Source organism: Dactylosporangium sp. NPDC000521, from assembly GCF_042898305.1.
Taxonomy (GTDB): Bacteria; Actinomycetota; Actinomycetes; order Mycobacteriales; family Micromonosporaceae; genus Dactylosporangium.
On the sequence record NZ_JBIAYW010000021.1, the window covers coordinates 25,654 to 46,557 of the forward strand.

Here is a 20,904-nt window from a genome sequence, read left to right on the forward strand (position 1 = left end):
GTCAGCGCGGCCGGCAGGGGTGCGGCTGCTGTGCCTGGTGTGGCAACGGTCGAGACTGCAGACGCTCCGGGCTCAACCGGGGCGGTAGCGAGGCAGTAGCTCCGTTGGGCTGGTGGCCAGCGTGAGTTGAGGCTGCCGTGCCAGGCTTCGGCGCCAGCCGGGTTGGACCGCATCATTCTCGGGCGTCCCGGACCGGAGGCCGCACGACACCGCGTGTGGGCACCGGCGGCCGGGCGCCGCCTCGCTCCCCGGCCGCCGGCTGTGAACAACGCGACGAATCATTCGGTCGGCGGCGAACTCCGGCGCCTTCCTCTACCCGGCGCCCTGCCTACCCACTGTCACGGATCTAAAACATCGACCCGCTACCGGTCGGTCGGTCACTGCAAGAACTGTGTTGATCCAGCTGGGTCCGGCCCCCGAACATGGACGACACCAAGCCCGCAGGCACCTGGTCCAGCGGCGAAGGGTCAGCCGCCACCAGTCAGCAACGCACCGACTGGGCGGTCCGGCGGCCGATCGCACACCTACCAGTAATGTCGCCGTCCAGCGACGGGACGCCCAACTGCGCCGAGCAGGAACAGCACCGCGCCGATCACAAGTAGGATCACGCCGATCGTCGTCAGGATCGTGATGTGCAGGAACCAGCCGAGCAGCAGCAGCACCACACCGAGGATGAACATGCGCACCTCCACGCAAGTCGTCGAGGATCCGCGCTACCCTGCGCCCCCGCGAATAACCCCCCAGGTCCACCGCGAACCGCCGCCTGGTCGCCGTCCCGACCCGGCATCGACCATGACCGAGGAACACGGCGCGCACAGCATCGGACCCATGAGCTGCTCCAGCCGACCACGGCCGGCAGCACCAGACACCACTCGGCAGCGTGACGGACCGTCAATCCCTCCCGACAGGCAGACGCCGGTCGTACCGTCAGCGCATTTGAGCAGTCCTCCCGCCTACCAGGCGCTCGCCGCCGAACTGCGGCGAGCGATCCTGGCAGGTGTGTGGCGGCCAGGCCAGCGCCTGCCGACCGAACCACAACTGCAGGCGTCGAGCGGGCTGGGCCGCGCCACCGTCCGGACAGCGCTCCGCCAACTCGGCGCCCTGCAGATCATCACCACCCGCGGCAGGCAGGGCGGCAACTACGTCGCAATCCCCGAACCGACACAATCAGCAGCGCCTTCGCCGCGGGCGTCGGACGGCTCGTCACCGCCGGCGCGGCAACCATGCAGGACGCGTTCGAAGTCCGGTGCATGATCGAAATTTCAACCGCCGGCCTCGCCGCCCAGCACCGCACGCCGGCCGACCTCCGCGCGGCGCTGTTCAACCCGGACAGCACCAACCTGCAGCAGTGCCTCACCGCCCACGCCGCGTTCCACCGCGGCCGCCGCGAGCGGCAACCCGGTCCTGTCGATCCTGGCCTGGCCCCTGTACGAGATCCTGCCGGGCACCTGGCTACCGTCGGCGCGGCAGGCACCCAGCAAGGCCTTGCCATCGATCGCGATGACCAGCCGGTACCCGCGGCCGCCGGGGTGCGGCCGGCCGGGTGCGTAGCCGGCGGGGACAGGGCATGCGCTGCCGGAGCTGGCACACTATCGACCGGCGTCGTCGGTTCGTTCGGGGTGGCCCGGCACGATTCGGCACAGCAGTTCGGCGACGGCGCCCGTGATCGCACCGACGATCGCCCCGGTGACCAGGCTGGACGCCGCTGCGGCGACGCGAAGGATGCCGCTCTGCGCCGTGGGGTCGAGGTCGGTGAGGTTCCCGCCGAGGGCCGGAGTGTTGCCGTCGAAGGCGGTGTCCCACAGCAGTTGATGGCCCGCGGCGAGGAACACGCCGTAGAGCGCGCCGATGACCAGGACGGTCAGGAACGGGCGCGGCGGCCGGCTCCACAGCACCGCGGCGATCCAGCACAGCGGCGGCAGGAAGACCAGCAGCCCGTTGACGAAGCTGCCTTCCGTGACGACACCGAGGTCGTGCAGCACGACCCGGGGAGCCGCCAGCGCGGCAAGGCCGACCAGCACCGGCCAGGAGAACCCGAGCACGCGGCGCGGCCGGCTCATCGCGCGACCTCAGCGACGGCGGCCACGCGGGCCGTATCGCGGGTGAAGCGCAGCAGCGCGGTGAAGGCGAGCGCAGCGGTGACCGCGCCGCCGGCGAGACGCACCCAGTGTCCGGCAACGAACTCCTCGGCGACCTGCCGCAGATACTGCGGGGAATGGGTGCCGACCGGGTCGACGAACATGATCTCGTTGCGCGGCCAGAAGAACACCGCGGAGAACAGGAACTCGCAGGCGATGAAGACGCCGGCCGCACCGGCGATCCACCACCGCAGCCGCGGGTCGCGCCACGTCAGCAGTACCGCGGCGAGGCTGCTGAGCACCACCGTGGCGCCCAGCGGCGGGAAGTAGTCGCTCGGGCCGCCCGCGACCATGAACTCGCGGGCCCGCTCCAGCGACGCCGGGGCGTCGCCGAAGATGTTCGGGTAGAGCATGACCGTCTCAGCCGCAACACCACCGAAGGACAGCATCGCCGCCCACACGAGCATCACGAGCACGATCCAGGTCAGTTTGGTACGGGACACGTCCGAGTCCTCCTGCGTCGATCGCACCGTTGCGGGCGCGGTCCATCTGGTCGTCAACCATGCTGCGGTTCGTGAGCGTTGCCGTCTGCCGCCTGCGGGAGCGCACCGGGATCGCTTCTGGGCGTACGCGGCGCCGGGAAACGGACGCTCCCCAGCGACAGCGGCAGCTCGGCGCGCCGTTCTACGCTGCTGGTGTGCGTTGCCGACCCACCCACACCGACGCGTTGCTCGGTGTCGCCACCTTCTGCCTGGTCGCGGCGGCCGTAGTCACCGACGGAGGGCCGCCCGGCCGGGCTGCGCTCGCCTACGGCTTCGCGGCCGGCCTCGGCGCGCTGCTGCTGTGCAGCCGCCAGTGGCCGACCCCCGCGCTGCTGGTCACCGCAGCCGGCATCGTCGTGTACTACTCGCTGGACCTCCCGGCGATCGGCCTGGCCGCACCGACCGCCGCCGTGCTGTACACGGCGGCGGAGCGCGGCAGGGTGTTGCCGGCCGCGATCGTCGGCGGCGGACTGCTGGCACTGTCGGTCGGGATGCGGCTGGTCGAGGGCGACGACGTCTCGATCGTCGTGGGCTTCGACCTCGGCTCCGAGGCCGCGCTGATGCTCGCCGTCATCACTCTCGGCGACGCGGTCCGCAGCAGGAGGTCACTGCGGACCGAGATGGCCCGGCAGGCCACCGCCGCCGTCGAGGACCGCCGCCGGGAGGCCGCCCGGCAGGTCGAGGCCGAGCGACTGCGGATCGCCAGGGAGGTGCACGACACCCTCGGCCACACGATGTCGGTCATCACGCTGCAGTCGGCGGTGGCGCAGGAGGCCCTCGCCGACAACGCGCCGGACCAGGTCAGGACCGCGCTCGCCGCGATCGGCTCGGCTGGCGGCAGCGGGATGGCCGAGCTGCGCGCCACCCTGCGTACTCTCCGCCAGGACTCCGGGACCCGCGAACCCGCACCGGGCTTCGACCAACTGCACACCCTCGTCGACGGCGTACGCCACAGCGGCCTGCCCGTCGAACTGCGCGTCACCGGCCGGGTCGACACGCTGCCCGCCGTCGTGGCCACGACCGCCTACCGAATCGTCCAGGAAGCCCTCACCAACACCCTGCGGCACGCACACGCCAGCCAGGTGCACGTCACCGTCCAGGCGGCAGGACCCCGGCTGTCACTCGAGATCGTCGATGACGGCCGAGGCGCACCGCCCGGCCCACCACTGGACACCGCTGGCCAGGGCCTGCGCGGGATGTCCGAGCGGGTCGCACTGCTCGGCGGTACCGTCGAGGCCGGCAACAGCGAGCTGGGTGGGTTCCGGGTGCACGCACGCCTGCCGCTGGCCGGGAGCAGCGCATGACGGACATCCGGGTCGTCATCGTCGACGACCAGCACCTCGTCCGCGCCGGGCTCCGCGCGCTGCTCGAACGCGCACCGGACATCACCGTCGTCGCCGAGGCCGGCGACGGCGCAACGGGCCTGGACGCCGTCCGCGCCGAGCAACCCGACGTGGTGCTCATGGACGTGCGCATGCCCGGCACCGACGGCCTCGAGGCCACCCGGCGCATCCTCACCGACCCGCACCTCACCGACGTCCAAGTCGTTATGCTGACCACCTTCGACGACGACGAGTACCTCTTCGACGCCATCCGCGTCGGCGCGGCCGGCTTCCTCCTCAAGGACACCCCACCCGACGCCCTGCGCGACGCCGTCCGCACCGTCGCCGGCGGAGACGCACTGCTCTCCCCTGCCGTCACCCGGCGCGTCCTGGCCGCTGCGGCCCGCTCCCCCGTGGCCGACCCCCGGCGACTCGCCGGGCTCACCGAACGCGAACGGGACGTCCTCGCACAGGTCGGCACCGGACGGTCGAACGCGGAGATCGGCGCCGAACTGCACCTGAGCCCGGACACCGCCCGCACCTATGTCAGCCGCCTGTTGACCAAACTCGACGCCCGCGACCGCGCCCAACTCGTCGTCATCGCCTACGAAACCGGACTCGTGACCCCCGGAAGCCGTCAGAAGCCCGGACAACCCTGCTGAAGAGCGGTTCGACCGCCGACGTCGCTGTCAAGATCCAGGCGAGTTGGCACAGACGAGCGTCGACCGGCACGAGCCGGTCTGAACCACTCCGAAACAGCCGGTCACCTTCGGAGCACTTCAGGTCCACAGTGGACAAACAAGAGAAGCGGTTGATCTGCGTTTCCACAGCTCAGCCGCCTCTTGATGTTGCGCGCCCGAAGGGACTCGGACCCCTAACCTTCAACACCGGCCGGCCCCGCGACGTCGTCAGACGTACCCGCCGGCAGCTGGCCTCAGAGCTGATCACCGAGGTCGCCGTCATCGACAGGAAGGTCAAAGCCGCGAACACCCACCTGACCGACCTCGTCGCGTCGACCGGCAGCACCCTGCAGCGTCATGGCCATCGTCCAACTCCGCAACGACACCGAAGGTCGCCGGCGTCGTGGAGGTCGGTCTCGACGGCGGCGTCGCCGTAGCCGCGGTCCGCGGCCACCGCGCCCGGAGGCTGGCCGGTGCGGCGGGTGATCCGTTCGACCGCCGGGGCCAGTTGTGGCGCGTCGGGAGGGTTACCCTGCTCCACCGTGTAGTCGAGCACGATGCCGTCGACGTTGTCGACGACCTGGGCCTTGTAGCCGAACTCGACCGGTTTCCCGAGGCGGCCCTTGGCGATCGGGCGGGCGTCGGGGTCGTGCAGACTCACCAGGCGGGTTGCGGAGTCGGGCGTACCGCCGACCAGCCGGGTCCGCGCTTGGACGATTACTCGGTCGGTGCGGTCGATGATGACCGCCAGTTCGTCGGCGGCGCGACGAAGCCGGCCCCTGGCGCGGCCGGTCGCCCGGGCCAGGCCACGGCGGGCGTTGCGCAGCACTACCCGCGCCTCGACGGCGCTGCGCTGTGCCAGGCCAGCCAGCTCGGCGAGGATCCGGGCGATGGTGGCCTGCGCCTCTTCGCGGGCCAGCGCGCCGCGCAGCCGCAGGTGCGCCGCGATCGCCCGGACGCGCCGCCCGGCGGCGCGGGTACGGTCCCGAAACGGCGTGCGTGGCGCGGCGCCCACAGCCCTGATCCGGGTGACCAGGCGGGACATCCGCCCGACTGCCCGGGCGAGCAGGCCGGTGTCGGTGGGGTAGTCAACGTTCGCCGACACCACGGTGGTGTCGGCGCGGACTTTCCCGTCTTCACCACCCTCGCTTCTTCAGGTCAGCCTGCTCGTCTTCCTCGGATCACGCTTCCTGATGACGTGGGTGATTGGTCGCGTGCGCGCCACCAAGGTGCTCGCCGTGCTGGCCTTGCTGGCGGTGATGCTCTGCGCGTTCGCGATGTCGAGTCCCAACCTCGCCGGGGTCCTCGCCGGGGTCGCCCTGTCCTTCTGTCTGTCGCTCATGTTCCCGACAATCTACGGCGTTGCCCTCAAAGGGCTCGGGCCGGCGACCAAGTTCGGCGCCGCCGGCCTCGTGATGGCCATCGTGGGCGGCGCGATCATGCCCCTGGTACAGGGCAAGCTCGTGGACCAGACGAGCGCGGCGATCTCCTTTGTCGTCCCAGCCGCCTGCTTTGCCGTCGTCGGGCTCTACGCCCTCTACGACCTCAGGGCCGCGCCCGGGTCCGTCCGCGGGAGCGCCGAGTCGGGCCTGCCCGGCGATGCCGGGCCGAGCACCGTCACCGGGAGCGCGGCATGAACCGCCAGCGCCGCGCGGTCGCGGTAGTCGCACTCATAGCGCTCGCCGTGGCCGGCTGCGGCGCGCAGAAGCCGACGAGCGCCACGACGGACACCAAGCAGCTCGAGGTCGTGTCGTGGTGGACCTCCGGGTCGGAGGCCACCGCACTGAACGTCCTCTTGTCCGCCGTGCACCAGACGAATCCGAATGTCGACGTCGTCAACGCCGCGGTCACAGGCGGCGCCGGGTCACAGGCGGTCGTGGCGCTGTCCAAACGGCTGCAGCACGGCAACCCACCCGACGTCTGGCAGACCTTCGCGGGCAAGTCCGTGCAAGGCTACGCCGACCGCGGCGTCATCCGCGACGTCACGTCGGTCTTCACCGACGGTGACCTGCGCGCGACGATGCAGCCGACCATTCTGCGTTCGCTCATGCACGACGGCAAGCCGTACGGGGTGCCGACGGGTGCCCATCGCAGCAATATGCTGTGGTTCAACACCGAGCTACTCAACCGAGCCGGCGTCGCGCTGCCCTCCAGCGACTACACCCTCGCCGCCTTCCTGGACAGTCTGCAGAAGGTCAGGGCCTCCGGAGCCACCCCGCTGTGTCTCGGCGGCAAGGACCCGTTCACCACCGTCGAGCTGTTCGAGAGCGTGCTGCTCAGCACCATCGGGGTAAAGGGCTGGCAGGACATGGGCGGCGACCACCTCAACTGGCGCAGCGCGCAGGTGCGGACGGCGCTGCGGACCTTCGGCGACATCCTCGCGTACACCGATCCCGAGGCCGGTACGTTGACCTGGGACGCGGCGACAAAGAAGCTCGCCGCCGGTGGTTGCGCCTTCGAGTCCCTGAACGACTCCGCGTACGGCGAGCTGGTCGCCGACGGCGCACGGGAGGGCAGAGACTTCGGAGCTGTGCCGTTTCCCGGCACCGGCGACAGCTTCCTCGCGGTTGTCGACGTCTTCGTGGCCGCGACCAGAGCCAGGAACGCCAAGAACGCCCTTGCCTTCCTCAGCGACATCAGCAAACCGGCGACCCAGATCCCGTTCAGCAAGGCGAAGGGGTCAGTACCGGTGCTCCGGAACATCGACATTTCGTCCCTGTCCGCCTACCAGCGCGATGCCTCGAAGAGCCTCTGGGGCTCATCGGTGCTGCTGTCGGTCGCCCACGGCGAGGCCATGAGCCCGGAGTTCCAGGAGGGCTTCTACTACGCCGTGTCGAACTACGTACGCACCCACGACCCGGACGCCTTCGCCCGGGATCTCGAAAACGCGGTCACCAAGGACAAGATCCCGCCACGCTGATGCGGGGGTCAAGCGTTGTTGGCCCCGCGCGCGTCGCACTGCTGCGGCGGCTCACCACCGCCTACCTGCGCAGCGCGCTCGACCCAGCGGACCCGAGCTGGCCTACGGCCGTGGGGACCTCGCGGAGAGCCGAGACCCGCTGGGCCGCGTCGAGGTCAGATGACGCACCAAGCCAACAGGGCACAGAAGGGGCGCTTGCGGCTGCCGTTCTGAACGGCCGAGGTCAATCCATCGGCTTCAGCCGCGTTACCGGAGGCTCGTAGTCATCGAGCGCCGGGCCGCCTTCCGCCGACTGCTGCACCAGCATCTTGAGCGTGCCGATGAGGTGGTCCTGCACGGCCTCGCTGGCGCCGACCGCGTTTCGCGCAATGATGTTGTCGTAGATCTTCTCGTGTACCGCCAAAATGTCGGCGAGAGTCCGGGTCTTGGTGGTCGACAGGCCGAGCGCGTGCATTTGAGAACGGGTGTTCGCCACCGCCTGAACCACGCGCTCGTTGCCCGCCGCCCGCACGATCGTCTCGTGGAACACGAGATCATGTTTCTGGAACAGGCGCTCGTCGCCCATGTCGCACGCCTTACGCATGCTGTCGAAGGCTCTTGTCAGCGCGGCACGCTCGCGATCAGTCATCCGAGTGGCCGCGCGATATGCCGACGGCGCCTCGAGCAGCAGCCGCAACGAGTAGATCTCTTCGATGTCCTTGACCGAGAGTTCCAGGATGCGCACACCGCGGCTGCGTTCGAACCGGACCATGTCGTTGGCCGCGAATTGCAGGAGCGCCTCGCGCACGGGCGTGCGTGAAACGCCGAGTTGATTCGCGATCTCCACAACCGAATACAAAGAGCCTGGGACCAGTTCGCCGGAGCGGATCGCGTCCCTGATCTGTTCGAAGACACGCTCGGTCAGCGATGCCTGATCACCGGACAGCGGCTTCACGCACGCTCACTCTTCCCATCGGCAAGGCACAGGAGGCCACCGTGACCTCTGCTCCACGAACAAATCGCTGGCACCGTCGTTCCCCAGGTTGGTCGTCAGCGTTACAGAAAGGATAGATCAGCGCCTTGACTGGCCGGCAGGACGGTCTCGGCGTAGAGCCGCCGCCAGCCACGGCTGGGTAGCGGGGGCGGGGTGAAGTCACGCATGCGCCGGGCGATCTCGGCCTCATCCACGAGGAGGTCGAGCTGGCGAGCGGGCACGTCGAGCCGGATCAGGTCGCCGTTGCGGACGATCGCGAGCGGCCCGCCGGCGGCCGCCTCGGGATCGCAGTGCAGCACCACCGTGCCGTACGAGGTGCCGCTCATCCTGGCATCGCTGACCCTGACCATGTCCCGGGTGCCCTGCCGTGCCAGCTTTCCGGGAATCGGCAACGCGCCCGCCTCGGGCATCCCCGCCGCGATCGGCCCGGCTCCACGCAGTACGAGAACATGATCAGGCGTGATGTCGAGATCAGGGTCGTCGAGGATCGCGGCGATGTCCTGGTCAGCGTCGAGCACGAAGGCGGGGCCGGTGTGCCGCAGCAGCTCGGGGCTGGCCGCTGAGGTCTTGATCACCGCTCCGTTGGGCGCGAGCGATCCGGTCAGGACGGCCAGCGCTCCGGGCGGGCCGAGCGGGTCGCCGAGCGGGCGAATGACGTGCTGCCAGTCCTCGCGTGGGTGAGTTTCGCAGAGCAGTTCGGCGAGCGGACGCCCGCTGACGCCGAGCGTCGATGTTTCCAGGTGCGGTTCGAGCTCCTTGAGCAGCGCGGGAAGGCCGCCGGAGCGATGGAAGTCCTGCATGTAGTTCGCGCCGGACGGCTTGCAGTCGACCAGCAGCGGCACCTTGGCACCGATGGTGTCGAAGTCGGCGAGAGAAACGTCGACGCCCGCGCGTCGGGCCACGGCGACCAGGTGAACGAGGGCGTTGGTGGATCCGCCGAGCGCGGCGAGCACCTTGATGGCGTTCTCGAACGCGTCCTTCGTCAGAATCTCCCTGGGCACCGGCCCTCCTTGCCGTGCCAGTTCAACGGCGCGGCGCCCGGTTGCGGCCCCGTGCCGGAGACGCTCGCCGGTCGCGGCAGCCGGAGTGGCTCCGCCAGGGAGCATCATGCCCAGCGTTTCGGTCATGCAGGCCATGGTGGACGCGGTACCCATGACGGCACAGGTGCCCGCGGTCGTCACCAGTTCGCCTCGGGCCTCGGTGATCTGGTCGGCGTCCAGTTCCCCGGCACGGTGGCGTCCCCACAGCCGTCGGCAGTCGGTGCACGCGCCGACCCGCTCGCCACGCCAGCTGCCGGTCATCATCGGCCCCACGACCTCCAACAGGACCGGCTTGTCCGCCGAAGCGGCGGCCATCAACTGGGCGGGAACGGTCTTGTCGCATCCGCCCAGCAGGACCGCGGCGTCCATCGGTAGCGAATGAACCATCTCCTCGGTGTCCATCGCCATCAGGTTCCGGAACAGCATGGAGGTGGGCGAGGTGAGGATCTCACCGAGCGAAATCGTCGGAAACTCCATCGGCAGGCCACCGGCTTCGAGGACTCCTCGCCGGACGGCCTCCACGAGCGCCGGCATGTCCCGGTGGCACGTGTTGTAGGAGGACGTGGTGACCGCGATCCCGATCACGGGCCGGTCCAGATCGACGTCGTCGTATCCGGCGGAAGCGAGAAACGCGCGGCGGAGGTATCGGCTGAAGGCCTCGTCGCCGTAGGCGGTCCGGCTTTGGTCGATCGCGGAAACGGACTCTTGTGCAGACATTGCAGGGGTTCGCCTAACGTGTACGAAGTGCTGACGATTTGGGCCGTGGCCAGGGGCAGTGCTCAGCCGGCCAACGGCATCGCGAGTGGGCGCATGGGTGCCCCGGTCGCGCCGCGGATCTTCAGGCAGGCGCCGATGAACGCGAATTCGTAGAGCGACTCGGCGGCGAGCCGCTCACAGTCGACGATCTCCATCATCGGCACACCGGCTTCACCGAGCAGGTAGGTGTGGACCACCTGCCAGTTCTCTGGATCGTCGGCGGGCATCTGCTCGAGCGCCGAATTGTCGCCGCCGATTACCGATGCTCCGGCGCGAGCGAGATACTGCGCGCCCGCGAGGTTCAGGCCGGGGCTGTTGTCGATGTACCGTCGGGGATCCGGCCACTGGGTCATTCGTCCGGTGCGGATGAGGGCGATGTCTCCCGGGAAGAACGACGTTCCCTGCCGTCGCAGCGCGCCGCCGAGGTCGTCGGCCCCGATGCCGTAGTTGTCCGGCAGCATGTCGACGCCGTGCAGACCGGCCACGTCGAAGAGCACACCCCGACCAATGATCGGGGGTATCTTGTCGGCGCCGCATTTGGTCCAGTGTCGCGAGCTGAGGTGCTGCGCTGCGGAGAACCCGTTCCAGATCTCGCCGTTGTAGCCGAAGTGATTCAGCGTGTCGATGTGCGTCCCGGTGTGCGTGTACATCGACACCGCGTCGCCGGAGTAGGAGACCAGCTGGTTCTGGGCGCGCCCGGCGCCGGTCAGGTCGTCCAGCACCGTGCCATCGGGGGTGTGGGTCATCCACTGTTGAAAGGCCGGATCGCCGGCCTTGATCCACGACGGCATGCCGATGAACATGTCCACGGAGAGGTCGATCGCGGCGCCGCCGTCGGCCCGGCGCATCACCTCCCGCGCCGATGCCGGCGACAGGAGGTTGAGCATGCCGATCTCGTCCTCGGCACCGAAGGGGCTCCTCGTCACCTTCCGGAACTCGGCGGCGTACGCCGCGATCTTGCTTCGAGTCTCCGGCGTGATGAACTCCGGTCCGCACATGGCCGATCTCCTTTCTACCCGCCTTGTCCTGCCTGCCTTGCTCTGCCCTGCTGACGGCGTCCCGGCTACAAGCCGGTCGCGGAGGTCCGGGTGATCTCCCGGTACAGCTCGGGTTTGCGCTCGGCGAAGACCGCGAGTTCGTACTCGCCGGGAATGATCACGAGCTTCTTGTTCCGGGCCTGGGCGAGGTCCGCGTCGGCGCCGAAGATCCCTTCGGCATCCCCCGCGTCGACGAGCACCTCGCCGGCGGGTGATACCACCTGGCTGTGGCCGAGGAAGGTGACGCCGTTCTCCTCGTCCGCCCGGTCCGCGACGGCAAGGTAGACGAGGTTTTCCAGCGCCCGGACGCGGGTGACGTGCTCAGCGAGGAAGGTGGCGCTGCGCGGCCATGCGGTCGGCATCGCGATGATGTCCGCTCCTTGGAGTGCGAGCACGCGCGCCGACTCGGGGTACCGCAGGTCGAAACAGACCATCACGCCGATGTTGCCGACGGGGGTCTCCACCACCCGCGGGCTGTCGCCGAGGCCCGGCGCCACGAAGCGGTCGACGCCCAGGTACGGCAGGTGCTGCTTGCGATAGTTGCCCAGGATTCCACCCGGCCCAAGCGTCACCGCGGCGTTGTACAGCACGTCGTCGGCCAGCTCGAGAAAGCCGACCACGGCGATGACCGAAGCCCGGCGGCAGGCATCGACAAGGTGGGTGATTCGCCGGTCTCCGATGGAGACGGCTTGCCGCTCGGCCTCGGCGCGCGAGTCGAACAGGTATCCGCTCAGCGCGCACTCGGGGAACACGAGGAGCTCGTGACCCGCCGCTCCGGCGCGTCCGATCGCATCGATCGCCCGCTCGAGGTTGGCGTCCAGATCCTGCTTGGCTGAGGGCAACTGAGCGACCGCGACCCGCGTCGTTCTGTCCGTTTCGTGCACCTCGGTTGACCCGCCTTCCTGCTCCAACGGGGATCGAAACGTAACATGCTGCATGCAGCACGTCAACTGACGAACATGATTCGACAAGGCTTGACATGCTGCATGCAGCGTGTCAGCCTCGTTCAAGCTCAAAGGCCGTTCACGCAGGTAAAGCCGGTGGATAACACCTCCCATCGGGAGCCGCGGTGACAGCGCTTGGCGCCGCACCGTGCCCCTGGAGCGCCCGCGGCGCCCGGCGGCCGGGCGCTCTCAGTCCCTGGCCGAAACTGCTATGAATTGAAGGATGTCGGTATGAGCAACGTCGTCATGATCACTGGCGCTGGCGGCGGGATCGGTGCCGGTACCGCCTGGGCGGCCGCCGCTGCCGGCAGTGCCGTGCTGCTGGTCGATCATCGTGCGGACGCCGTCGAGCGACTCGCTGCAGAGCTGCGCGCCGACGGGCGGCAGGCCCTTCCCTACCCGGCCGACGTCACGGACGAAGCCGCTGTTCGAGGCGCGGTCGCGGCGGCGGCGCGGGAGTGGGGCGGGATCCATGGCCTGGTCAATTGTGCCGCCACGATGATCTCCCGGCCTCTGACTGAGACGACGCTCGAGGACTGGTCCCGGGTGCTCGGGGTCAACGCCACCGGCACGTTTCTCACGTGCAAACACGTCGTCCGCGCGATGGTCGGACAGGGAACGGGCGGCGTCATCCTGAACCTCTCGTCGATCTCCGGTCGTGTGGGCCTGCCGAATCAGCCGGCGTACTGCGCGTCGAAGGGCGCGGTGCTCCAACTGAGCCGACAGATCGCCGCCGACTACGCCCGGCACGACATCCGCTGCAACGTGGTGAGCCCGGGATCGGTAGCAACGGATCAGCTACGGTCGTACCTCGCCGCCCAGCCCGACCCGGCCGAGGCCGAACGCGTGCTCGTGGACGCACATCCACTGCGCCGGATCGCGGACGTCGCCGAGATCTCCGCGTTGATCGTATTTCTGCTGAGCCCCCTGGCGAGCTTCATCACCGGTGCCGACGTGCCGGTCGACGGTGGCTACACCGCCGTCTGACCTGCTGACTCCCGGCTCATAGAAAGTGCATACGCATGTCTTCTGACCTACGCGAACCGCAGCGAACCACCGCGCTGACGCGTCGGGCTCGGGTGGGCCTGCCGCCCGGTCCGTTCGTGCCGGTGTGGGTGATGGCCGTCGTGCTCTTCGCGGTCAGTCCGATTCTCGCACCCGGCAGCCTCTCGGTCTCCGCACTGCAGTCCATGCTGCCCTTCGCCGCGATCCTTGCGATCGCCGCGCTGGGCCAGTCGTTCGTCATCAGCCAGGGAGGTATCGACCTGTCCGTGCCCGGGGCGATGGCGCTCGCCGCCGTGTTCGCCACCAAGGTACCCCAGACGACCGGCATGCCGGCGCTGCTCGCGGCCGCCCTCGGCCTGCTTGCCGGTGCCGCGGGTGGGCTCGTCATCGGTATAGCGGTGGTGCGACTGCGGATCGCCGCGTTCGTGGTCACACTGGCCATGAACGCAGTGTTCATCGGCGCCGTACTGCAACTCTCGAAGGGCTTTCCGGGATCGGCTCATCGTCGATTCAGCGAGTTCGCGGCCGGTTCGGTGTGGATCGTTCCGAACCTGCTGATCATCGCCGTCGTCCTGATCGCCGTCACACAGTGGCTACGGCGCCGCTCGGTGGTGGGTCGTCGCTTCATGGCCGTGGGCGCAAGCCCATCGGCGGCGCGGCTGCTGGGCATCCGGACGTCGGCCTATCAGGTCTCCGCCTACGTCGCGGCCGGGCTGCTCTATGCACTGGCGGGCCTGCTGCTCGCGGGCTACCTGCGGACGCCCGACATCCTACTCGGCAACACCTACCAACTGTCATCGATCGCCGGCGTGGTGCTCGGCGGAAGCCTGCTGACCGGCGGCATGAGCAGCGCGGTTGCCACCGGCGGGGCGGCCTTGTTCCTGACGCAGCTCAATCAGGTCGTCCTGGCGGCGGGCGCCACAACCTCGGTCCAGCTGCTCGTGCAGGCGGCCGTGCTCGCACTGGCGGTCATCCTGCGCCGGGTGCGGTTCGGTCGGACCGCTCGCTCCATCAAGGCAACCGGAGTCCCCGCTGGGTGACCCGGATCGAAGGACTGCTGCCCACGACTTCGACCGCCGGTAAAGCGGAACATCACCTCAACTGGAGTGACAATGTCATACAAACGACGCCACATGCTGACGGCCGGATCGCTGGTCACCGCCGCACTCGCCATCACGGGATGCGCGACGCCGAAGGGTGACCCGGCGAATTCCACGAACGTCGAGAAGGTTTACAGCGACAGCACCCGGATCGGCGACGTCAGTCAGCTGAAGCCGATCACGGAGTTCTGCGGCAGTAAACCGCTGAAGGTGGCGCTGGCGGACGGCACGGGCGACAACGCCTGGCGCAAGACGGCCCGTGCTGAGTTCGAGAACGAGGCACGCAAGTGTTCCAACCTCACGGTGCTGCCGTACTCCGACGGTCAGAACAACCCGCAGAAGGCCATCAGCGACATCAAAGCGCTGGTGAGCCAAGGCGCCGACGCGATCGTGGTCTTCCCCGACGCCGGCGAGGCGTTGCTGCCCACCCTCCGGGAGGCGTTCCAGGCCGGCGTGACTGTCGTGCCCTGGACCGCCAATCCGGGCGGCACGCCGGGCAAGGACTACACGACGTTCGTCGGCCACAACACCATCAACGACGGACACACCTGGGCACGGTGGACGTGCGAGCATCTCGGCGACGCGGGAGGCAACGTCGTCTTCCTCGGTGGTACGCCCGGCAACACCCAGAGCACCACCGAGATCAAGGGCGTGGAGGAAGAGTTCGCCAGCAACGCGGCCTGCAAGAACGTGAAGCTGCTGAACGACCCTGGCAAGCCCATCGACACGAACTGGAACCCGGCCCAGACGCAGCGTGTCGTCGCCGGGCTGCTGACGAAATACCCGAAGATCGACGCGATCATCTCCGACTCGGGCGACGGCTCGCTGGGCGGCATTCGTGCCTTCCAGGCGGCCAACCGCAAGCTGCCGCTGTGGACGGCGAACGACCTCAACGGTTTCGCCTGCGAGTGGAAGCAGCTGAGCGCCCAGCAGCCGGGCTTCAACATCGTCACGGTCTCCAGCCGGACGTGGATCGTCCGGCTTGCCCTGCGCAAGGCCGTCGCCGCCAAGGAGGGCATCAAGAACGACGAGCCCGAAATCATCAACATCCCGATCTACGAGGACACCTTCGACAGCGCCAAGCAGCCCAAGTGCGACCCGACGCTGCCGACCAGTGCCATCCTGTCGGCGCAGATGCCCGCCGAGGAACTCAAGAACGTCTACAACTGACCACGCCGACGCCTGGCCGCAGCCGGTTGAACCGGCTGCGGTCAGGCACCCGAAGGGACACCTTCCATGGACGCATCGAATCCTCGCCTGGTCATGCGTGGTGTGACGAAACGCTTCCCCGGGGTCCTCGCACTCGACAGCGTCGACTTCGACGTCCGCGCCGGCGAGATCCACGCCCTCGTCGGCGGCAACGGCGCCGGGAAGTCCACCCTCATGGCTGTCGCCTCCGGCGCGTTGAAGCCGGACAGCGGACGGATCGAGATCGCAGGACAAGTGATCACCGAGAGTTCCCCCACCGCCGCACGGTCGGAGGGGCTGGCCATCGCCTTCCAGCACCCGGCGCTGCTGCCTGACCTCACGGTGACCGAGAATCTGCTGCTTTCGGTACCGCAGCGGCGTCGACCTCGCTTCTCCGCGGCGACGCAGTGGGCGGCGGACAGGCTGCTCGCGATGGGGATGCCGATCGACCCCACCGCTCCCGTCCGGACCCTCACCCTGGCGGAGAAGCAGGCGGTCGAGATATGCGGCGCGCTTGCCTGTGATCCGCAGATCGTGATCTTCGATGAGCCCACCGAGCCCTTCATGGCCGCCGAGACCGCCCGGCTGTTCGAGTGCATCCGGCAGCTGGCCGCCCGCGGTGTGGCGATCGTCTACATCAGCCACCGGCTGCCCGACGTCTTCACGCTCGCCGACCGCATCACCGTCCTGCGGGACGGGCAGATACGCGGAACGTTCAACCGCTCCGAGGTGACCGAGCAGGAGATCGTCACTCGGGTCGCCGGACGCGAGGTCGCGGCGCTGTTCCCCGGTCGCGCCCGCGACCTCGGCGAACCAGTCCTGCAGGTACAGAGCCTGACGTCCGACCGCTTCACCGAGGTCAGCGTGGAACTCGCGCGGCACGAGATCCTCGGCCTCGCCGGTGTCGAGGGAAACGGCCAGCGCGAGTTCATCAGGGCCCTCGGCGGCGCCGCGCGGTGTGATGGGCGGGTGCTGGTCGAGGGGCATCCGGCCAACGTGTCGAATCCGCGCCGAGCGCGCCGATCGGGCATCGTTCTCATGCCACAAGAACGTCACATTGAGGGTGTCGCCACGGCCCACTCCGTTCGCGAGAACCTGGCGGTCGCGGCCGTCAACCGGACGGCGCGACACGGCATCATCGCTTCCCGACGCGAAGATCAGGTGGTCCGGCGCGAGATCGCCGACCTCGGCGTCAAGCTCGCCTCGCCCGACGTAGCGGTCGAGGCGCTGTCCGGCGGCAACCAGCAGAAGGTGGTGCTCGGTCGCTCGTTGCTGTCCGACCCCAAGGTCCTGCTCTGTGACGAACCGACGCAGGGCATCGACGTCGGCGTGCGCTCCGACATCTACCACCGGCTACGGGCCACCGCCGACGACGGCGTTCCTGTCGTCATCCTCAGCTCGGACAACGTGGAACTCGCCGGACTGTGTGACCGGGTCCTGGTCTTCTCCGCGGGCCGCGTGGTGGCCGAGTTCGTCGGTGACGAGATCACGGACGAGGCCATCACCGCGGCGTCGCTCACCGGGTCGGTCACCCGCCGCGCCGACCCGGACGCCTCGTCCGTGAAGGCTCCGCGCCGGCGCTGGCGGCGGTTCCTCGCCGGCGAGCAGAGCCCCAGCCTGTTCCTGGCCGTCGCCGTCATCGCCCTGGGCATCGTCGGCGCAACGCAGAACGACCGGTTCCTGTCGAGCTTCAATATCGCCAGCGTTCTGGAACTGCTCGCTCCCGTGCTGTTCCTGGCGGCCGGTCAGTTGATCGTGATGCTGACCGGCGGCATCGATCTCTCCGTGGGCCCGTTGAGCGGCACGCTTGTTGTCGTGGCGTCGTTCTACGTCGGCGCCGACTTCACGGCCGGGTGGTGGGTCCTGGGATTCCTCCTGATGGTGCTGCTGGCGGGAGCGGTCGGGCTGTGCAACGGGGCACTCGTACGGTTCGCCGCCGTCACACCAGTGGTGGCCACGCTGGTCACGTACATGGCGCTGCAGGGACTGTCGCTTGCCATGCGGGACACACCCGGCGGGACGATCGCCGAGCCGGTGACCGCCGTGCTCAAGGCACGACTGGGTCCGATCCCCTGGTCGGTGCTGCTCGGCACAGCACTCGTGGTCGCGCTCGAACTCGCCTCTCGACGCACCATGACCGGGCTGTTCCTTCGGGGCACCGGGTCGGACGACCGGGCGTCGCACAAGCGCGGCATCCCGGTCGGCCGGGTCAAGGTGCTGGCCTATGTGGCAAGCTCGTTGTGCGCGCTGCTCGGCGGCTTGTTGCTGGCGGCCCAGATCGGTGTGGGCGATCCGACCGCGGGCATCTCCTACACGCTGGCGAGCATCACTGCCGTGGTCCTCGGCGGGGCATCCATCTTCGGCGGCCGGGGCAGCTTCGTGGGAGTCTTCTTCGGGGTACTGCTGTTGCAGGTCACCCAGAACGTCGCGGTGTTTGCCGGGCTGTCCCAGGCCTGGCAGTACTGGCTGCCCGGCCTGATGGCCCTCGCCGCGACCGGGCTCTTCGCCCAGGCGCAACGCGGGACCCGGGTGTCATGAGCACCGGGGCAGCGGCCGGGTCACGCTGGACGGGCCCGGCCGCGCGCCGACGCCGATGCGGAGATCGCTTTGCCACGGGTGGCTGCCGGCGTCAAGGTAGCCTGTAGAGCGTCACGGAACCACTTCGAGAACGCGTCGCCGCGCGAGCCGCGCTACCTTGCTAGCTGGCAGGTGTATGCCTGCGACCCCTGCGCGTGTGGCGCGATGCGGGAGGGGGCGGCCGCTGATGCGGACACGCCTACTGTCGCTCCTGGCGCGTGCGCTGCCGCTGCCGCTGCCGCTCGCGTTGCTGTTCGCTGCGGCGCTGATCGGGGTGGAGACACTCGCGCTGTTCCCGCTGCACGGCACGGCCCACCAGGACTCCCGGGGCGTGGTCTACCTCGTCGGCGTCCTGATCGTCTCAGCCGTCTGCGGCACCACGCTTGGCGTGCTGACGGCTCTGTCCAGCGCCGTCGCCTACAACTACTTCCACGTCCCGCCATTCGGCGTACTCAATCTCTCCGCGAGCGAGGATCTGCAGGACGTGGCCGTCTTCATGGCGGCCGCCCTGCTGGTCAGCGGTCTGGCGAACGTCGCCCGGAAACACACCGCCGAGATAACCGACCGGCGCCAGGAGGCGGATCTCGCTGCCGATCTGGCCAAGGTGCTCCTCGGCGCCGAGGACCTGCACCCCGCACTGGACACCGCCGCGGGACGAATCGCGCAGACTCTGCAGATCCCCTGGGCCGCGATCGAACTCGGCATCCGCACCAGGGACGCTCACCGGACCACGTTCCCGCTGTACGGCGGGGCGACCGCCCTGGGCACCCTGCTGGTCCCGGCCGACCTGCCCGAGCCCACACTGCAACGACTACGGGAACGGATCGTCCCCGCACTGACATCCGTGCTCTGCGCCGCGCGGGAACGCCAGGCGAGCCGCGAGCAGTTCGCACAGATCGCCGAGCAGCAGGCCGCGTTGCGCCGGGTGGCAACACTGGTCGCGCACGGGGCCGCGCCGGCCAAGGTGTTCGACGCCGTGGCCGAGGAGATCGGCCGGGTCCTCGGCCCCTACTCCACGGCGCTGTACCGCTACGAGGCCAACGCCACCGTTTCCAGAGTTGCCGGCACGAAGGATCTGAACCTGCCCGAGCACTCATTCGCGATCCAGGGCGAGTCGCTCTTCCCGATGGTGCTGCGCAGCGGCGCCGCGGCCCGGATAGCCTCGTACCAGCACGCCACGGGGCCCAACGCCGAGATCGCCCGCCGAGAAGGCTTCCGCTCCGGGGTCGGTGTCCCGCTCATGGTCGAGGGCCGTATCTGGGGCGTGGCCGTCGTCGTGACGACGCGGCCGGAACCGTTGCCGGCGGACACCGAAACCCGCATGGCCGACTTCATTGAACTCGTCGCGACCGCAATCTCCAACGCCGAAGCCCACGCCGAGCTCACCGCGTCCCGCGCCCGCATCGTCGCCGCCGGCGATGAGGCCCGTCGCCGCATCGAACGTGACCTGCACGACGGCGCACAGCAACGTCTCGTCGCGCTGGGCCTCCAGATGCGCCTCATGGAGGAGGTTGTGCCCGCCGACCTGGAGGCCGTTCGCCACGGTCTGTCGCAGGCCGTGAACAGCCTGACCAGCATCCTGCACGACCTGCAAGAGCTGTCGCGCGGCATCCACCCCGCCATCCTGTCCAAGGGAGGACTCGGCGCGGCCGTCAGGACCCTCGCTCGCCGCAGCACCACACCCGTCGACCTCACCCTGGCCGTCGACCGGCGACTACCCGAACTGGTCGAGGTCGGTGCCTACTACGTCGTGTCTGAAGCCCTCACGAACGCCGCCAAGCACGCCAACGCGACCCTGGTCCACATCACCCTGGAATCCGCCGACACCTGCCTGCGCATCTCGGTGCGTGACAACGGCATCGGCGGCGCAAGCACCAGCGGCGGCTCGGGACTCGTCGGCCTCCGCGATCGCGTCGCGGCCCTGGGGGGTCGCCTGGACATCGTCAGCCCGGCCGGTCAAGGAACGGCACTGCTGGCCGAAATCCCGATCGACAGCACCTGAACGGACAGCGACGGTACCGTGGTCGTGCCCATGACCGGGCTGCGAACCTTGGCCGGTGCCGGTCGCGGCCAACGCGAGGTTGAGCTCCGGCCTGTAGCCCATACGACGAGGCATTGGCGACGGCAAACGCCTCGTCGTCCGAGCCGACCACCGTCAACGCAAGGCCCGGCCCGAACACCTCTTCGGACCAGACCTTCGCCTCGGGCGGCACGTCGACCAGGACAGTGGGCGCGTAACTCGCACCGTCACGGGCTCCCCCGCAGAGCAGCCGCGCTCCCGCCGTCACCGCCTCCGCGACCCAGCGCTCGATGCGGAGCGCGGCCTCGACGTCGACGAGCGGACCCACCTGGGTGGCATCGTCGCCCGGATCACCGGTCGCCAGGGCGCGGACCCGACGCACCAGTAGGTCGGTGAACTCGGCCGCAACCCGCTTGTGGACGATGACCCGCTGCACCGCGACGCATGACTGCCCCGCCTGATAGAAGGTGCAGGAGTAGCCGTCGGCGGTACCGAACTGCCTGGCCCAGAAGGAGTTGTTCTGCGTCCTCTCTACCACCGAGTCTGGGTCGGGTACGTCGGGAACTGCCCGAGGTTGCGCATCACCTCCCCGTTGGCGTATCCGTGGACGGCCGGCGGGAACGGCGGCGCCGCGTCCCGCAACTGCTTCCACAGCGCGTTGAGTCCGGCGGTGCCGTGTTCACGGATGGTGGAGACGAGGTCGAGGTCGAGGTCGAGGTCGA

19 protein-coding genes and 1 pseudogene are annotated in these 20,904 nt (G+C 69.1%); 10 read left to right on the forward strand and 10 right to left on the reverse strand.

Going from position 1 to position 20,904, the window contains the following annotated elements; translation table 11 throughout:
* Window positions 1–524: 524 nt before the first annotated feature.
* The gene (locus ACFY3L_RS43000) at window positions 525–680 is read right to left on the reverse strand and encodes a DUF6131 family protein (protein WP_389338541.1); all 156 of its coding nucleotides are present in this window, start codon (window positions 678–680) and stop codon (window positions 525–527) included.
* Window positions 681–828: 148 nt separating this feature from the next.
* Here ACFY3L_RS43000 and ACFY3L_RS43005 point away from each other — a divergent pair, with 148 nt between their 5' ends.
* Window positions 829–1,254, forward strand: coding sequence for a winged helix-turn-helix domain-containing protein (locus tag ACFY3L_RS43005; RefSeq protein ID WP_389338871.1), 426 nt, complete (start codon window positions 829–831; stop codon window positions 1,252–1,254).
* An 8-nt stretch (window positions 1,255–1,262) separates the two neighbouring features.
* Here ACFY3L_RS43005 and ACFY3L_RS43010 read toward each other — a convergent pair whose 3' ends face one another.
* From ACFY3L_RS43010 to ACFY3L_RS43020, 3 genes are all read right to left on the reverse strand, one after another.
* Window positions 1,263–1,448 carry a hypothetical protein gene (locus tag ACFY3L_RS43010; protein WP_389338544.1) on the reverse strand — a complete coding sequence of 62 codons (186 nt, stop codon included), beginning with the start codon at window positions 1,446–1,448 and terminating at the stop codon, window positions 1,263–1,265.
* Window positions 1,449–1,589: 141 nt separating this feature from the next.
* Window positions 1,590–2,060: a hypothetical protein gene (locus ACFY3L_RS43015; protein ID WP_389338547.1), complete on the reverse strand. Its 471-nt coding sequence runs from the start codon at window positions 2,058–2,060 to the stop codon at window positions 1,590–1,592.
* Window positions 2,057–2,581: a DUF1772 domain-containing protein gene (locus ACFY3L_RS43020; RefSeq protein ID WP_389338550.1), complete on the reverse strand. Its 525-nt coding sequence runs from the start codon at window positions 2,579–2,581 to the stop codon at window positions 2,057–2,059. Before ACFY3L_RS43020 ends, ACFY3L_RS43015 begins: the two co-directional genes overlap by 4 nt.
* Before the next feature lie 194 nt (window positions 2,582–2,775).
* On the opposite strand from ACFY3L_RS43020, the gene ACFY3L_RS43025 reads away from it, so the two are divergent.
* Both ACFY3L_RS43025 and ACFY3L_RS43030 read left to right on the forward strand, forming a co-directional pair.
* On the forward strand, window positions 2,776–3,924 hold the full coding sequence (locus ACFY3L_RS43025; protein ID WP_389338553.1) for a sensor histidine kinase: 1,149 nt from the start codon (window positions 2,776–2,778) through the stop codon (window positions 3,922–3,924).
* Complete coding sequence (locus ACFY3L_RS43030) at window positions 3,921–4,604, forward strand: response regulator (protein ID WP_389338556.1); 684 nt, start codon at window positions 3,921–3,923, stop codon at window positions 4,602–4,604. The genes ACFY3L_RS43025 and ACFY3L_RS43030 overlap by 4 nt, the downstream gene beginning before the upstream one ends.
* Window positions 4,605–5,016: 412 nt before the next feature.
* On the opposite strand, the pseudogene ACFY3L_RS43035 reads toward ACFY3L_RS43030, so the two are convergent.
* Window positions 5,017–5,751, reverse strand: a pseudogene (locus ACFY3L_RS43035) (transposase); the annotation flags it as partial.
* Here ACFY3L_RS43035 and ACFY3L_RS43040 point away from each other — a divergent pair.
* Complete coding sequence (locus ACFY3L_RS43040) at window positions 5,735–6,259, forward strand: hypothetical protein (protein WP_389338559.1); 525 nt, start codon at window positions 5,735–5,737, stop codon at window positions 6,257–6,259. The pseudogene ACFY3L_RS43035 and the gene ACFY3L_RS43040 overlap by 17 nt on opposite strands.
* Window positions 6,256–7,542 carry an ABC transporter substrate-binding protein gene (locus tag ACFY3L_RS43045; protein ID WP_389338562.1) on the forward strand — a complete coding sequence of 429 codons (1,287 nt, stop codon included), beginning with the start codon at window positions 6,256–6,258 and terminating at the stop codon, window positions 7,540–7,542. Before ACFY3L_RS43040 ends, ACFY3L_RS43045 begins: the two co-directional genes overlap by 4 nt.
* A 223-nt stretch (window positions 7,543–7,765) precedes the next feature.
* Here ACFY3L_RS43045 and ACFY3L_RS43050 read toward each other — a convergent pair whose 3' ends face one another.
* The 4 genes from ACFY3L_RS43050 to ACFY3L_RS43065 form a co-directional block, all read right to left on the reverse strand.
* Window positions 7,766–8,476 carry a GntR family transcriptional regulator gene (locus ACFY3L_RS43050; protein ID WP_389338565.1) on the reverse strand — a complete coding sequence of 237 codons (711 nt, stop codon included), beginning with the start codon at window positions 8,474–8,476 and terminating at the stop codon, window positions 7,766–7,768.
* Window positions 8,477–8,577: 101 nt separating this feature from the next.
* Window positions 8,578–10,272 carry a dihydroxy-acid dehydratase gene (locus tag ACFY3L_RS43055; RefSeq protein ID WP_389338568.1) on the reverse strand — a complete coding sequence of 565 codons (1,695 nt, stop codon included), beginning with the start codon at window positions 10,270–10,272 and terminating at the stop codon, window positions 8,578–8,580.
* 62 nt (window positions 10,273–10,334) lie between these two features.
* Entirely contained in the window at window positions 10,335–11,309 is a 975-nt protein-coding gene (locus ACFY3L_RS43060) for a cyclase family protein (RefSeq protein WP_389338571.1), read from the reverse strand.
* 65 nt (window positions 11,310–11,374) lie between these two features.
* Window positions 11,375–12,259 carry a carbon-nitrogen hydrolase family protein gene (locus ACFY3L_RS43065; protein ID WP_389338573.1) on the reverse strand — a complete coding sequence of 295 codons (885 nt, stop codon included), beginning with the start codon at window positions 12,257–12,259 and terminating at the stop codon, window positions 11,375–11,377.
* Between the two features lie 264 nt (window positions 12,260–12,523).
* Here ACFY3L_RS43065 and ACFY3L_RS43070 point away from each other — a divergent pair, with 264 nt between their 5' ends.
* The 5 genes from ACFY3L_RS43070 (at window position 12,524) to ACFY3L_RS43090 (ending at window position 20,164) form a co-directional block, all read left to right on the forward strand.
* Window positions 12,524–13,279 carry an SDR family NAD(P)-dependent oxidoreductase gene (locus ACFY3L_RS43070; RefSeq protein WP_389338576.1) on the forward strand — a complete coding sequence of 252 codons (756 nt, stop codon included), beginning with the start codon at window positions 12,524–12,526 and terminating at the stop codon, window positions 13,277–13,279.
* A 35-nt stretch (window positions 13,280–13,314) separates the two neighbouring features.
* On the forward strand, window positions 13,315–14,337 hold the full coding sequence (locus ACFY3L_RS43075) for an ABC transporter permease (RefSeq protein WP_389338579.1): 1,023 nt from the start codon (window positions 13,315–13,317) through the stop codon (window positions 14,335–14,337).
* 93 nt (window positions 14,338–14,430) lie between these two features.
* Window positions 14,431–15,567, forward strand: a complete 1,137-nt coding sequence (locus ACFY3L_RS43080) for a substrate-binding domain-containing protein (RefSeq protein WP_389338582.1) — start codon at window positions 14,431–14,433, stop codon at window positions 15,565–15,567.
* Between the two features lie 66 nt (window positions 15,568–15,633).
* Window positions 15,634–18,123 (forward strand): ATP-binding cassette domain-containing protein, encoded by a 2,490-nt coding sequence (locus tag ACFY3L_RS43085; RefSeq protein WP_389338585.1) that lies wholly within the window; start codon window positions 15,634–15,636, stop codon window positions 18,121–18,123.
* Window positions 18,124–18,349: 226 nt separating this feature from the next.
* A complete protein-coding gene (locus ACFY3L_RS43090; protein WP_389338874.1) occupies window positions 18,350–20,164 on the forward strand; it encodes a DUF4118 domain-containing protein in 1,815 nt (604 codons plus the stop codon).
* On the opposite strand, the gene ACFY3L_RS43095 is transcribed toward ACFY3L_RS43090, so the two are convergent.
* Complete coding sequence (locus ACFY3L_RS43095; protein WP_389338588.1) at window positions 20,106–20,720, reverse strand: aldehyde dehydrogenase family protein; 615 nt, start codon at window positions 20,718–20,720, stop codon at window positions 20,106–20,108. The genes ACFY3L_RS43090 and ACFY3L_RS43095 overlap by 59 nt on opposite strands.
* Window positions 20,721–20,904: the final 184 nt, after the last annotated feature.

Bases quoted from the DNA above. Each gene is read 5' to 3' on its own strand.
- ACFY3L_RS43000 (WP_389338541.1), bottom strand. From the start codon at position 680: ATGTTCATCCTCGGTGTGGTGCTGCTGCTGCTCGGCTGGTTCCTGCAC.
- ACFY3L_RS43005 (WP_389338871.1), top strand. From the start codon at position 829: ATGAGCTGCTCCAGCCGACCACGGCCGGCAGCACCAGACACCACTCGG.
- ACFY3L_RS43015 (WP_389338547.1), bottom strand. From the start codon at position 2,060: ATGAGCCGGCCGCGCCGCGTGCTCGGGTTCTCCTGGCCGGTGCTGGTC.
- ACFY3L_RS43030 (WP_389338556.1), top strand. From the start codon at position 3,921: ATGACGGACATCCGGGTCGTCATCGTCGACGACCAGCACCTCGTCCGC.
- ACFY3L_RS43045 (WP_389338562.1), top strand. From the start codon at position 6,256: ATGAACCGCCAGCGCCGCGCGGTCGCGGTAGTCGCACTCATAGCGCTC.
- ACFY3L_RS43055 (WP_389338568.1), bottom strand. From the start codon at position 10,272: ATGTCTGCACAAGAGTCCGTTTCCGCGATCGACCAAAGCCGGACCGCC.
- ACFY3L_RS43060 (WP_389338571.1), bottom strand. From the start codon at position 11,309: ATGTGCGGACCGGAGTTCATCACGCCGGAGACTCGAAGCAAGATCGCG.
- ACFY3L_RS43070 (WP_389338576.1), top strand. From the start codon at position 12,524: ATGAGCAACGTCGTCATGATCACTGGCGCTGGCGGCGGGATCGGTGCC.
- ACFY3L_RS43075 (WP_389338579.1), top strand. From the start codon at position 13,315: ATGTCTTCTGACCTACGCGAACCGCAGCGAACCACCGCGCTGACGCGT.
- ACFY3L_RS43080 (WP_389338582.1), top strand. From the start codon at position 14,431: ATGCTGACGGCCGGATCGCTGGTCACCGCCGCACTCGCCATCACGGGA.
- ACFY3L_RS43085 (WP_389338585.1), top strand. From the start codon at position 15,634: ATGGACGCATCGAATCCTCGCCTGGTCATGCGTGGTGTGACGAAACGC.
- ACFY3L_RS43090 (WP_389338874.1), top strand. From the start codon at position 18,350: ATGCGGACACGCCTACTGTCGCTCCTGGCGCGTGCGCTGCCGCTGCCG.